Genomic DNA, 12,102 nt, shown 5'->3' with positions numbered 1-12,102 from the left:
TACCGTTGGAAAGTGCTTAACGTAACGTTCGACACTGTCTTGATCAATGGCAGCGTTGGCACGGGGAAGACAACCACTGCCGAGAGGCTCGGCGGCGAGTTGGAGCGGTGCGGTATTCCTGGCGCAGTCATCGATGTGGACTGGTTGCGCCGATCGTGGCCTGCGCCGCCTGGTGACCCTTTCGGGACCGCACTGGCGCTGGAGAACATGCAGGCAATCGCCTCGAACTTCCGGCGCGCGGGTGCCCGCGTGATTGTGGCCGCAACAGTTGTCGAGTCACTGGAAGAGTTGAGCCGCGCTTCTGGGGCGTTGGCCTCGAGAAGGCTGTTGCATGTGCGGCTGACAACGACACCCGATGCGGCGATCTCGCGTCTGACCAGGCGGCACGCGGACGATAAAGTGATCCTGCACTGGCATCTACAGCGTCACGCGGGGCTGGCAGGTATTCTCGACCGAGCTGGCTTCACTGATGAGTTGCGTATCGACACAACTGAAAAGCAAGCCATAGAGGTTGGGCGCGAGATCCTCACTACTATTGTCGAATGAGCGAAGCCGACGACCGGTTAGACGAATGGGAGGCACTCCAGCCGCCCATCGTCTGGTGCGCACCGGAGGGCTTGCTCACGGACGCTGCCGGATCCGGCACCTGTGGCATAACTCTCACGGTGCGCACGCGCCATGTGGGTCGTTTGTCCGGCGAGTGTTCACGTCGGCGTAATGCAACCGGGCTGAGAATTTAGTCGTCGGCGTCGGGAATGAGGATGGTGGCGAGGCTGATGCGACGTTGTGCGTCATCGCGTCGTTGGAGGTATGGCGTGAGTACTTCCATGAACTCTGTTTGAAGTTTCTCAAGGTCTTGCGTGTCGAGGTAGAGCGGTGCACTTGCGAACCCGAGGAATCCGCGCAAGTCTGTGCGTCCGTCTTCGAGAACCTCTTCGAAATCATTTGAAAGGTCGCTGACGAACATTGCGAATGCCGACCGCAACTGCAGAGTGTCCATCGCCTGCATCTCCTCATGGCCGACGTGGGCCATGCGCTCCCCGAGTGCGAGCGTACGCTCGATGGCACCACGCACCTGTCGTTCGTCGACGACCGCCAAGATTTCGGCATCAAGCAGGGCCGCGACGTGCCGGTACAGCGTGGCCTGCTTCACTTCCGGCAGTGCTTTGCGGAGCTGAGCGGTGGTCATATTGCGGCGGCCGATTTGTTGAATGATCTTCATGCGAACAGGGTGGAGCACGAGGTCGGCGACCGGACGCTCTGCAACCATGGCTCTACCCCTAACCGTTATCACTGTGATAATGTTCTCATTGATGTACCACCCATTGAAGCAGAGGAGAGCGCGATGACGCAGGCGACCTATGGAATGGCTGGCGTTGACGTGCGCTTCCCTGGCTGGGAGTCCCTGATGGTCGGGCGAAGCTTCCTGCACGTTCCGTTAGCTGCGGTTCGGTCGGCTCGCGTTGAGCCTGGCTGGTCTTCAGAAGTACTCGGCATTCGTTCTGGTTTCGTCGTGTCCGGCTATCGCAAGCTCGGCACCTTCACTCACCCCTCGGGTGTCCGGCGACTGGTGTCGATGAAACGGGGCATGCCCCTCCTTCGCCTTCACACGGTTCGTGACGAGACCGGGTTCGACGAGATCCTCCTCAGCACCGATGACGCGGAGAGCATCGCGCACAACATTCAGGCAGGCGTCGCACGATGAGCCGTGCGCCGATTGAGATCCAGGGTCTTCGTAAGAGCTTCGGTGCTGTTGACGCAGTATCGGAGGCCACGTTCATAGCGGCGTCAGGCCGGGTCACGGGCTTCCTGGGCCCGAACGGTGCAGGGAAAACGACGACGCTACGCATACTGCTAGGGCTGACCCGACCGTCCAGAGGAACGGCACTTGTGCAGGGAAAGCGCTATCGAGATCACCCCCACCCGGCACGCATTGTCGGGGCGGTGGTGGATATTGCGGGCGCGCATCCGAGGATGACCGCCAGGCAGCACTTGCTCACTTACAGTGCGCTGTCCGGGCTTTCTCGGACACGAATCGAAGCGGTGCTCGAACAGGTGGGCGCGACCGCTTTCGCTGACCGTCGCATCGGCACGTTCTCGACCGGAATGCGCCAGCGGCTCTCGCTTGCGACGGCGCTTCTGGGCGACCCAGAGATCCTCGTGCTCGATGAACCCTCCAATGGCTTAGACCCGGGGGGTATCGTTTGGCTGAGAACGTTCCTCCAAGAGTTCGCGAGATCAGGGCGCACCGTCTTGTTGTCCAGCCACGTGCTCGGTGAGGTCGAGCACACCGTGGACGATGTCGTACTCATCGATAAGGGGCGGGTGAGGCGAGCCGCCTCTCTCGCCGATATTCGCTCGTCAGGCGCATCCCTTGAGGACGTGTTCCTTCGCGCGACACAGGGAGGAGACCAATGATGAGTGTGATCCGCGGCGAGCTCATCAAACTGCTCACTCTTCGTCTCGCGCTCTGGACGATCCTCCTCGCAGCAGCCTGCGGCGCACTCCTGACAGGCACACTCGCATTCATTGGGCCGGAGAACGCGACCCCGCCAATGCCCGGGCTCGATACCCCGGATGGCGTCGCGATCGTTCTCGGGCTTCCCACGGTGCTGTTGTTCATCCCCGCGCTCATCGGCACCATCGCCATCACCTCCGAGTACCGGCACCGAACTATTGGCACCACGTTCCTCGCAGTGCCAAGGCGGGGGCAGGTGCTTGGTGCGAAACTCGTCGTCTACACCCTGCTCGGCCTAACATACGGGCTCGCCTCCTCGATCGCATCCGGTGCAGCACTCTTCGCAGGAGCAGCAGCACGAGGAGTGACGATTCCGGTGCCTGTTGGCGAGATCATCCTGCCGCTACTCCAACTCGCCCTCGCAGCGGCCGTGTACATGGTGTTAGGGGTAAGTATCGGAGCGCTCGCCCGCAACCAACTCATCGCCATCGGCATCGTGCTCGGATACTTCTACTTCATCGAGTTCGTACTCATGATGCTCCCCGGCGTGAACAAGCTATACCCCTTCATGCCAGGCGGAGCCACAGCCTCGCTGACGAGCTTCTCCTTCCTCACCGACACTCTCGCCGAGCAGACCTCACTCAGCCCGGCCTCGCTGGCGTCTCCTCTCATGGGAGCCGTGATACTGCTTGCTTACGCGGGAATCGCCGGGCTCCTCGCAATATTTGTGACGTTGAAACGCGACCTGAAATGACGAAAACACCGATCGAACTCTCAACGCTCTTAACGTCACGAACCTCTGAAATGTCGGTATCCTCCGAAGCCAAACGAGGTGCAAGTCGGCGAGCTCAATTCGCCACTCCGTCAGTGGAGCACTTCTAAGCGCCCATAACCCATCAAAGGAGAATCATGCGAGCAACAGGAACCTTCACAGTGGAAGCATTCACTCCCATCGAGCCACCCTTGAACGCCGGACCCGAAACTGGCACACCGGTAGCCGTCGCGACAATGGAGAAGCGCTTCGCCGGAGACATCACTGGACGTTCGACGACGCTGTTCACCTACGCACTCGACCCAGCGAGCAATATCGGCGGATACACTGCAATGGAATCTTTCGAGGGATCGCTTCACCACCGGTGGGGAACTTTCAACTTCACGCACTCAGCGACGACAGCAGGTGAAGATCGGAGCGCAGAATCCTTCGCCATCATCCCCTCCAGCGGCACCGGCGAACTGAGTGGAATCTCAGGCGACGGGGGGATCGCCGTCGACCCCGACGGAACCCACCGGCTCTGGTTCGATTACCACCTTCCCAAATGAACGCCAACCCTGCTCGCCGCACTGAGCGGCGAGACCGCTCGGCCGAGGGAGGTAGCAGGCCTCGACGGGTGAACGCACGGGAACCGGAGGCGCAAGTGATCGTGCTCAACGGCGGATCAAGTTCGGGAAAGACGTCTATCGCACGAGCACTGCAGGAATCCCTTCCCGGAACCTGGCTGACCTTTGGGGTGGATACGTTCATCGAAGCGTTACCCGGCCGGGGCGACAGCCTGAAGTCCGGAATCAGCTACGGCCCTGATGGCACTGTCGTGGTGACGGAGCAGTACAAACGGCTGGAACGCGCTTGGTACTCAGCACTGCATACGCTGGCGCACTCGGGTGCCAACATCATTCTTGACGAGGTGCTGCTTTCCGGAGGTGAGGGGCAACGGCGTCTACAGTCAGCATTTGATGGGGTGCCGATGCTGTGGGTAGGAGTGCGCTGCGATCCAGAAGTTGCCGCGGCCCGTGAATGTTCTCGCGGCGACCGCGTACCGGGCATGGCACGCTTACAAGCCTCGCGTGTTCATGACTGGGTCGTGTACGACATTGAGATCGATACCACTGCACGATATCCCGAAGCCTGCGCACAGCTACTGGCCGATTTCGTGACCTCGAAACGTTACTCACCCGTCGAGACAGAGTGATCGGACTTGCCATCTTGTTTCGAACAGCAATGCATCCCTGATTCCTGTGGGAAAGAAACCAAACGGAGCGTCAAGTCAGAGCACGAGGACGTATTTCAGCAGCGCCGCACCCTCAGAGGAAACGTGATCTGCGTGATGGCCTTTCGGCCCGCAAGAATCACTAACCTGGTAGGTTTCGGCTCATGAATACTGCAACCTCGCCTTCTGATGCAGTTCCGCGATACAGAGAGGTATCCAAACCGCAAAACTTAAACCCCATGCGGAGATACGCGCGGATGGCCGGTGCGTTGATGTTAGTGACTTCCAACCACAAGGTTCGTGCGTTCAGTTCACGCCCGTAGTTAGCAGCGAGGCCAACCAGTTCCCGTCCCAGCCCTCTCCGACGATACTGAGGGGAGAGTTCCAAATCCGCTATCACGACTCGTCGATTCCACACCTCGAAAACCACGTCAATAAACCCGCAGGGGGTCCCGTGCGCGTTAACGGCAACAAATCGCGCTGACTCCTCGACATCCTCAACGTCGGTGTCTTCGCCAAGAGGAAACCTCTTGACGATCGGAGAGGAGACACTCTTCTCGTTGAGAGTAAACCCGTTGGCAGAAGGCCGCACCTCGAAAATGGTGTCGGTGACGAAGGAACCATCAATGTCACCGAGCACCAAGTCATCACTCGGCAGGCCCCGACGAAATGTCACCCTGCCAGAGTCAAGGAACCTGCCAGAGTCAAGGAAAACGTCTTTCTGCCGTTCACTCACCTGGCAATCGTAGCAAGGCACCCAGAGATGCAACCGCGGTCGACTCGTTGGCCGTGACCCTGGCGCTTCGGACAATCTCCTTATTGCCTTTGGAGCCGGACGGCTTCCTTCTGCGGATTCTGCGTACGCCGGGCATGGTCTACCAGGTCAGCGGGTCGAGTCGAAGGTAGAAGTCCAGGCGGTCGGGGTCAAGGGCGATGCCGTACCGGGAGGCGAAGTCGTGATCCGCCCATTGGGCCGTGTCTTCGTTGGGCCAGGTCTCGCGAGCGTTCGCCAGCAGGAGCGCGATGTCGGCGTAGGGATCTGCCTGTCCGAGTCGGCCGAGGTCGATGAGCCCGGCCACGAGCGAGGTATCAGGGTCAATAAGGATGTTGGGGAGGCAGAAGTCTCCGTGGCAGACTACCCTGTCGGCGTCCTCTTGTTCCTGGCGGGAAGGGAGGTCGCGTTCCAAGCTTTCGAGGATCACCGCGGGCGGGGTCTCGATGAGGTGCTGGGGCAGGAACTCGGGGTGGACCCGGTTCTCGACGACGGTCGCGCGGGCCAGCGTGATCATCTCGTCCAGCGTTCTGCCGTACGGGCACGTGCTGGCGGGGATGCTATGCAGCCGGACCAGGGTGTCGGTGATCGACGGCCATGCCTGAGCGAGATGGGCCGGGTCGAGCCGGTCAGCCGGGACGCCCGCGACGGCGCTGGTGATGAGGCAGGCGCCGTGCTCGGTGATGCGCCAGTCGAGCACGCTGGGGCCGGGAATCCCGGTGGTCGACAGCCACTCGATCCGATCGCGCTCGCCTTCTAACGTGTGCGCATCAGCAACGGAGACGACCTTGGCGAACCGTTCCCCGGACACGTGACGCAGCACAATCGCGCCTGACTCGCCGTCGGTGACGCGCGCCCACACCGAGCAATCGGAAAGCAATCCGGTCAGTGGCATCGAGGGAGACGACATGCCTCTATCATCTCGCGTCGACCGTCCTTCACGTGCCCTACGCGACCTCACGACCAATACTGACCAAACACAGCATGTCCGCAATGACGGCAAAGCAGCGCGCGATGTTCGCTCACCTACTGCGCATGACGGTCTCGATGCGGATGATGAGCGCCGGCGACGGCTACAAGTACCTTCTGTACTCGTTCGCGGCCGCAGACGCCGACCGCGCTGGCTCTCGACGCCGCTGATCCACTACTACGCGAAGTAAGGTGCCCCGTGCGCGAGCAGAAGTAGCCGCGTCTGGATCGGCTTGTTTTTGCAGCGAACCCTCAGAAGAACTCGTCCATGAGCCGGTAGAACCGTGTCCGTGCCGGGTCGAGGTCCTCGATCCCATACTGGTCGAGGAATAAGGGCACCCATGATTGGCCGAGTTGCTCGGCTATGTCCCGCGTTGCTAGCGCGAGGTCCTGGTGACGGTCGGCAACTCCCAACCGCCCGCAGTCGATGAAGCCAGAGAAGCGGTCCTCGTCCACAATCAAGTTGGACAGGCATGCATCCCCATGCGTAACAACGAGATCTTCATGAACGGGACGAAGCCCTTGAAGCATCGCGAGCAGTTCGCTTGGGTCGCGGTCACGGTGTTCATCGTCGAAATCATTAGTGTCGACTAGGCCCGCCTCCCAACGGGCACGGGCCTGCTCGATGCGGTGAGAGACACGGTGGTCGAAAGGGCAGCTGTCCGTCATCAGAGTGTGCAGCCGGCGCAACGCCTTAGCCGCGATCCGGGCCTTTGCCGCAGGTTCAATCGGAGCGGAGGACAGGTCGTTGCCGGGAACGTCGTCGAGCAACAACCAATGCCGCCCTGTAGAAGTGATTTCGTCGAGCACGCGGGCACAGGGCACTCCCGTTGTCGTCAGCCATCTCAGGCGCGCCGCCTCACCCGGGAGTTCGCCCAAACATCTGACTGGTTCCGTCTTAACAAAGAGGACGTCTCCGTCTGGAGACGTCAACCGAAAAACGGCTGCGTCCGATCCACCGGTTGTCTGCAACTCCCATGAGTAGCCGGTCAGTTCCTGTTCCCACGTGATTGGGAACGCAGGGCGGACTGGGGACATCCGGCTCCTAACAAGACTGCGGGTTCTGGCCAAGTATAAGTCGTTCTGAATCGATCCGACGTGCTCGACCACGAGCGGCATCGGGTCAGCTGCGGCTGTACAAATCATCGACGTAGGTTGTCTCGCAGCAGCTCGGTTTCACCAATGGAACGCATCCCGGGAGTGCACCTGACTTGGCACTATGGTGTCGATGCGGATCTTGAGCGCACGCGACGGGTACAAGTACCTACTGCCCATCGTCGCGGCCGTCGACGATGACAGGTCGTTGTCGACTGCTCTGGCGTGCTGCTACGCGGAGGCGGGGACGCCGCCCCCCGCCGCTGGTCTCGCCCACAATCTACGCCCCGCGTATCCGGTGACATCAGTAGGCTGGAACTGCGCACAGGCCAACATTCACAGGTGAGTGCGTTTACCGAACCTCGGCTACCCGAGTTCAACGTGCTCGGCGACGTAGTCCGCGGGAACGATGACCGTCGCACCCCACTTTGCTCCGGCGCGTTGGAGGACGATGGAGCCATCGTCACGGACATCCATCACGTTCCAGCGGTCGCCGTTGCGCACCCATCCGCGCCCGGCCCTCAAGCGCCTGTCGTTGCGTCGCGTGATGACGACATCCCCGGTGGCGGCGCGAGTGCCATCATGGAGATCTACTTCGCGGGGCCCTCGGACAACGCCGTCAAGAATCAAGTCGGTGCGGGCTCGGGTGTTCAAGGCGGTGACCGACTCGTTGGAGTCCGACACCAAAACGGTGGCTTTGCCTGCCAGCAGATCTGCGCGCCAGGCAATGTAGGCGGAGTTGATCATTTCCTCGGTCTCACCGTCGTGGATACGGCCGTGGGTCTCGTAGGTGTCGATGACGTCGGTGTGTCCGTGCCGCAGGTCCAGGGAGGCTGTCTTCTCCCATGCATGGGTGAAACGGTGGACGTCTATCAGTTCGGGGGCATCTCCTCGGTCATGGACCAGCAGCCCGAAGGCACCACCCGCATCAACGGACTGGAGCTGCGCGTAGTCACCAACCAGCAGCACCTTCGTGCCTGCCTCTGCTGCGAAACCGGCGATTCGGTAAAGGGAGAGTGTGCCCGCAAGGGAGGCTTCGTCCACGATGACGAGTTGACCGGCTTGGAAGGTGGCGCCGGTGGTCTGGTGGGTCTGCCACCATTTCGCCGTGTTCTCCGTCGCGATACCCAGGTCCTCCGCCAGAACCTGGGCCGCACCCGCGGACGGCGCCAGCCCGACCACCGAGCCTGTGCCGTGTTCGGTTTCCCATGCTCGGCGCAGGGCGTTCATGGCAGTGGTCTTTCCAGCACCTGCGGGACCGACCAGCACGTCCAGGACCCGGCCGGAAACCGCGATCTGTACGAGGGCCTCCGCCTGGTCCCCACTCAGCTCCCGTCCTTCGGCGTCTGGACGCCGTGCGATGCGTTCCATTGTCCCCAGGCTGACCGTCAGCCCGGTCGTGTCATGGCTGCGCTCCAGGAGCCGATCCTCAGCATCAAGAATCTGGCGGGAAGAATAGACGGTGGAGTTCTTCGGCCGGAAAACCGAGGTGGCGTCCACGCGACGAAATGCGGCGGGGCTGGAGGCCAGTTCGAACGGTGTCAATCGCAGCGAGACCGTCTCGGCGGCATCCACGACCAGGCCGACGATGGCTTCGCGGTCCTGGGCGGTGGCGAACCGATAGTCCATGGTCTGGCGGGCTGCTTCGGCGGTGAGGTTCCAGCGCCGCCACGTTGAGCGCTTCTCGCCGACCGCAGCGACGACGCTCTCGCCGAGGTTGCGGACAATGTCGAGGGGAATGTCGTCGGCCCGCAGCAACAGCGGTGCCTCGTTGGCTGCAACCCGGCGGGCCCACCCGGTTGCATCCTCACCCAGCACAGTGGCGGCGCGGTTGCGCCATGTTGCGGTCAGGTCGGCCAGGGAGTGCACGGTCTTCTCGGGGCGTGTGGAGAGCGTTGCTTGTGCCCGTAGCTTCATGATCGTCGTTGCCGATGGGCGCCGCCCGTGCTCGGCCACGTACTTGTCGATGAGCCGGTCGGTTGCCTCGTCGATGTGGCGTGCACGTGTCGAGAACTCCGCGATCAGCTCTTCGGGAACGTTGGCAATCGCCCATGCTGGGTTGCGGTCCCGGCCACGGGCGCGTGCCTCCCACTCGACCCCGAGCATCCGTGTCAGGTGATCGGCAAAGACGGCCTCGTGCAGCTCTGAGAGAGCCACGGTAGCTGCGTGCATCGGCCGTCCGTCCAAGGATCTCCACTTCCCGTCCAGAACGGTCTGGACCTTGTTGCTGATCACCACGTGCGTGTGAAGGTGTGGGTCACCAGCACGGGAGTCGTAGTGGTCATAGGCGGTGGCGATGACACCGCGAACGTCGACCTGGGCGACAGCACCGTCGGCAGCGTTTGCACCGGTGCGAGTGGCTGCAACCTCACTCTCCATGTACGCGATCATGTCCGCAACCGCGTCGTGATGCGCTTGGGCGATCAGGGATTGCGTGCCTGCATCCGCAACCGCCCAGAGCACGCTGGCGGATTTCGGGATCGAGAACGTGAAGTCGAATCCTGCAACCGCCCGTCGCGTCCCGCGTTTGGCTTCCTCGGCCTCGATTGCAGTGATTGCACGGGCACGTGCTGCCGGATCAAGGTGCGAGTCAAGGGTTGCGGTCCGCTCTTCGATGCGTTGCGCGATGGTCTTGTAGACCGGATACGCGCGACCCAGGGGTGCACCCGTCACGGGGTCGCGGCCCATACCGACCAGCAGCTGGAGCTGAGCTTCGCTGACTTCGTCGCCCGACGTGATCTGGCCGGTCCCGAGAGCTGGGAGCCCGCTGCCCATCCACCGGCCCGGTGGTGTGCCCTCGGCGTTGTAGTAGCGGGTCAGGGGCGTCGACAGTGACCGATTCCCGTCCCCAGCGGCCACGGTGCGCAGGAGGTACTTGTAGCCGTCCCCGGCCGACATCACCCGCATCGACACTGTCACGCCCGCTCACCTTCCCTCCGTCAGGAAGGAGGTGAACTACCGGGACCACCGGACCTCGATCTGCAAGAGGCGTGGCGGCTCGAATTGGAGGGTCGGTTGACGGTGCCGGGCAGCGTCAGGCAGGCTCAGCTCTGACGTGCGGTGTCTGTTTGGCTCGTCGTTCCGAGCGCTGTGATGAGCCGGGTTCGGATGCGCTGCTTGCGCTGGGCGAAGAACACAGGGAATCCCTCCAGGTCCAAGGGGAGGTTGTCCAGATCATTCTCGGCGATGTAGGTCGCTCGCTTCTCGCTTGTCGGGAACGCTGCCTCGATCCACTGCGCTGGGAGCCCATCCTGCTTCTCGATGTTGGCGGTGCCCGCAAGGAGCTGGAGGTTGGGCATGAGATTGACCGAGTCCAGGTAGTCGTCGATCTGGTTCAATGGGACACCGGCCGCTGCGAGACGCTTTCGTGTGAACCGTGACTTCGGGAAGATGTGATCCTCGTGGAACTTCTTCCCCAGGTCCAGTCCTGGGTAGAGCACCGAGAGCACTGCGAAGGTTCGCTGCCCGCCGTACTTGAGGTTGAGTAGCTCATCGATCTCAGCGTCGTCAAAAACGAGTCCCTTGCCAACGGCGGACATTGCAGTCTCGACTGCTTCGATCGGGAACTTGCTGCTGGAGTTCGCGCGGAGGACGTCTCGGAGGCGTGTGAGGAGTGTGTCGAGCCCCGACCCCCAGATACCGCGCTTGATGAGCGAGCGTGTGACCCAGCGTTGCAACGTGAGCCGGTCGACGGCGTCCGCCGTGGAGTCCAGGTAGGAGTCACCGGCTCCCCGCAGGTAGAGGTAGTAGGCGATCGGGATGATGACGCTGTTCGCGGTGAGGTTGCGCTCGTTAAAACCGAACTGCTGGAGCAGCGTTGCCGCGCGGAGCAGGGCCCCTTTGGTCTCGGGCCACGCCGCCTCGACTCTTGCCATGTTCGACTGGGTGAAGTTCTTGACCTTGAACTGGACGTCCACGCCTGCAACTGTCAGCGCGGTCTTGAGTACGACGTCCTTGGAGAAGGAGAACTGGCGTCCTACGCTGGAGTTCAGTTCGGACACCAAGGATCGGACTTCCTCGCGTGCGTCGAGTTCCTGCCACTGATTGGTCGCCATCGACAACAGCAGATCCGAGTAGGACAGCGTCGTGCCGCCGCTGTTGACGCGGACGAAGATCTCCAGCACCTTGTCTGCGTCCTGGTCGGTTACCAGGAAGTAGTTCATCGGTTTGAGCACCCGGACGGCCTCGTACAAGTCGTAAAGGCGCTGGAACGCATCTGCGGACCCCGCGATGTTGCGGCAGGCAAGCTCCTGCATGATGGCAGGCCCAGCGTTGGCGAGCCCAAGTACCGCTCCGACCCGGTACCACTTGTCCTCGCCTCCGTCTTCTGCTGCGGCTTCCTTGTCGGTGAGAAAGCGCAGGTCGTATTTGAGTCCCAGTTCCTCGTCATCCGGGTCGTCGATGAGGTTGAGGTAGAGCCGTTTGGTGGGGAATGCGTCGGCGCTGTTCCACCACGCGTACTTCTTCTTCTCCGCATAGCTGCCGTACAGGGCAATGTTCAGCGCGGTGAGCCGCTGCTGACCATCAAGCACGGCGGTTGTCCCGCTGCCAGCGGGCACGGTGGCCTTGTCCGCGTACGGGTTATCGCGCTCGTGATAGTTGGTGAGGAACTCGTAGAAGGTGTAGGACTGGGCGGTCTCCGGTTCCACATTCCACAGCAGGAAGGAACCGACCGGGTAGCCGCGCATTAGGCTGTCGACCAGCTTCGCTATCTGATCGGAGTTCCAGACGAACTCCCGCTGGATCGCAGGCAACAGATACTCGCGCTTGTGGATCGCAGTGAGCATCTCCTCGATACTGCGGGGTGTCTGGAATGACATGGA

At 61.8% G+C, this 12,102-nt stretch carries 13 protein-coding genes; 7 read left to right on the top strand and 6 right to left on the bottom strand.

The annotated features are described in order from the left end of the window. Positions 1 to 12 precede the first annotated feature (12 nt). Positions 13 to 546 carry an AAA family ATPase gene (locus tag NQ038_RS10325; RefSeq protein ID WP_257057436.1) on the top strand — a complete coding sequence of 178 codons (534 nt, stop codon included), beginning with the start codon at positions 13 to 15 and terminating at the stop codon, positions 544 to 546. Between the two features lie 190 nt (positions 547 to 736). Here the strand turns inward: NQ038_RS10325 and NQ038_RS10320 are convergent, their stop codons facing one another. Further along, positions 737 to 1,270, bottom strand: a complete 534-nt coding sequence (locus tag NQ038_RS10320; protein WP_166232731.1) for a helix-turn-helix domain-containing protein — start codon at positions 1,268 to 1,270, stop codon at positions 737 to 739. Positions 1,271 to 1,345: 75 nt separating this feature from the next. Between NQ038_RS10320 and NQ038_RS10315 the strand changes: the two genes are divergently transcribed. The 5 genes from NQ038_RS10315 (at position 1,346) to NQ038_RS10295 (ending at position 4,425) form a co-directional block, all read left to right on the top strand. Further along, positions 1,346 to 1,705, top strand: coding sequence for a hypothetical protein (locus NQ038_RS10315; protein WP_166232733.1), 360 nt, complete (start codon positions 1,346 to 1,348; stop codon positions 1,703 to 1,705). Continuing rightward, positions 1,702 to 2,418, top strand: a complete 717-nt coding sequence (locus NQ038_RS10310) for an ABC transporter ATP-binding protein (protein WP_257057449.1) — start codon at positions 1,702 to 1,704, stop codon at positions 2,416 to 2,418. The genes NQ038_RS10315 and NQ038_RS10310 overlap by 4 nt, the downstream gene beginning before the upstream one ends. Next, entirely contained in the window at positions 2,418 to 3,212 is a 795-nt protein-coding gene (locus NQ038_RS10305) for an ABC transporter permease (protein WP_083311052.1), read from the top strand. The genes NQ038_RS10310 and NQ038_RS10305 overlap by 1 nt, the downstream gene beginning before the upstream one ends. Positions 3,213 to 3,367: 155 nt before the next feature. Then, the gene (locus NQ038_RS10300; protein ID WP_257057452.1) at positions 3,368 to 3,778 is read left to right on the top strand and encodes a DUF3224 domain-containing protein; all 411 of its coding nucleotides are present in this window, start codon (positions 3,368 to 3,370) and stop codon (positions 3,776 to 3,778) included. 68 nt (positions 3,779 to 3,846) lie between these two features. Beyond that, on the top strand, positions 3,847 to 4,425 hold the full coding sequence (locus NQ038_RS10295) for a chloramphenicol phosphotransferase CPT family protein (RefSeq protein ID WP_257057455.1): 579 nt from the start codon (positions 3,847 to 3,849) through the stop codon (positions 4,423 to 4,425). A 160-nt stretch (positions 4,426 to 4,585) separates the two neighbouring features. Here NQ038_RS10295 and NQ038_RS10290 read toward each other — a convergent pair whose 3' ends face one another. Next, positions 4,586 to 5,179: a GNAT family N-acetyltransferase gene (locus NQ038_RS10290; RefSeq protein ID WP_257057458.1), complete on the bottom strand. Its 594-nt coding sequence runs from the start codon at positions 5,177 to 5,179 to the stop codon at positions 4,586 to 4,588. Between the two features lie 139 nt (positions 5,180 to 5,318). Next, a complete protein-coding gene (locus tag NQ038_RS10285) occupies positions 5,319 to 6,110 on the bottom strand; it encodes an APH(3'') family aminoglycoside O-phosphotransferase (RefSeq protein ID WP_182784695.1) in 792 nt (263 codons plus the stop codon). A gap of 98 nt (positions 6,111 to 6,208) precedes the next feature. Between NQ038_RS10285 and NQ038_RS10280 the strand changes: the two genes are divergently transcribed. Then, positions 6,209 to 6,355: a hypothetical protein gene (locus NQ038_RS10280; RefSeq protein WP_168165729.1), complete on the top strand. Its 147-nt coding sequence runs from the start codon at positions 6,209 to 6,211 to the stop codon at positions 6,353 to 6,355. A gap of 81 nt (positions 6,356 to 6,436) precedes the next feature. On the opposite strand, the gene NQ038_RS10275 is transcribed toward NQ038_RS10280, so the two are convergent. From NQ038_RS10275 to NQ038_RS10265, 3 genes are all read right to left on the bottom strand, one after another. Beyond that, entirely contained in the window at positions 6,437 to 7,222 is a 786-nt protein-coding gene (locus NQ038_RS10275) for an APH(3')-II family aminoglycoside O-phosphotransferase (RefSeq protein WP_257057461.1), read from the bottom strand. A gap of 423 nt (positions 7,223 to 7,645) precedes the next feature. Further along, on the bottom strand, positions 7,646 to 10,186 hold the full coding sequence (gene mobF, locus NQ038_RS10270) for a MobF family relaxase (protein ID WP_257062537.1): 2,541 nt from the start codon (positions 10,184 to 10,186) through the stop codon (positions 7,646 to 7,648). Positions 10,187 to 10,323: 137 nt separating this feature from the next. Continuing rightward, positions 10,324 to 12,099 (bottom strand): DUF262 domain-containing protein, encoded by a 1,776-nt coding sequence (locus NQ038_RS10265; RefSeq protein ID WP_257057463.1) that lies wholly within the window; start codon positions 12,097 to 12,099, stop codon positions 10,324 to 10,326. Positions 12,100 to 12,102: the final 3 nt, after the last annotated feature.

Source organism: Brevibacterium sp. 50QC2O2 (genome assembly GCF_024580675.1).
Taxonomy (GTDB): Bacteria; Actinomycetota; Actinomycetes; order Actinomycetales; family Brevibacteriaceae; genus Brevibacterium; species Brevibacterium moorei.
This window is presented reverse-complemented; position numbering and strand designations above follow the sequence as displayed.

Coding starts and splice junctions, on each gene's coding strand:
- NQ038_RS10320 (WP_166232731.1), bottom strand. CDS start 1,270: ATGGTTGCAGAGCGTCCGGTCGCCGACCTCGTGCTCCACCCTGTTCGC.
- NQ038_RS10280 (WP_168165729.1), top strand. CDS start 6,209: ATGACGGCAAAGCAGCGCGCGATGTTCGCTCACCTACTGCGCATGACG.
- NQ038_RS10305 (WP_083311052.1), top strand. CDS start 2,418: ATGAGTGTGATCCGCGGCGAGCTCATCAAACTGCTCACTCTTCGTCTC.
- mobF (WP_257062537.1), bottom strand. CDS start 10,186: ATGCGGGTGATGTCGGCCGGGGACGGCTACAAGTACCTCCTGCGCACC.
- NQ038_RS10265 (WP_257057463.1), bottom strand. CDS start 12,099: ATGTCATTCCAGACACCCCGCAGTATCGAGGAGATGCTCACTGCGATC.
- NQ038_RS10315 (WP_166232733.1), top strand. CDS start 1,346: ATGACGCAGGCGACCTATGGAATGGCTGGCGTTGACGTGCGCTTCCCT.
- NQ038_RS10300 (WP_257057452.1), top strand. CDS start 3,368: ATGCGAGCAACAGGAACCTTCACAGTGGAAGCATTCACTCCCATCGAG.
- NQ038_RS10275 (WP_257057461.1), bottom strand. CDS start 7,222: ATGTCCCCAGTCCGCCCTGCGTTCCCAATCACGTGGGAACAGGAACTG.
- NQ038_RS10310 (WP_257057449.1), top strand. CDS start 1,702: ATGAGCCGTGCGCCGATTGAGATCCAGGGTCTTCGTAAGAGCTTCGGT.
- NQ038_RS10285 (WP_182784695.1), bottom strand. CDS start 6,110: ATGCCACTGACCGGATTGCTTTCCGATTGCTCGGTGTGGGCGCGCGTC.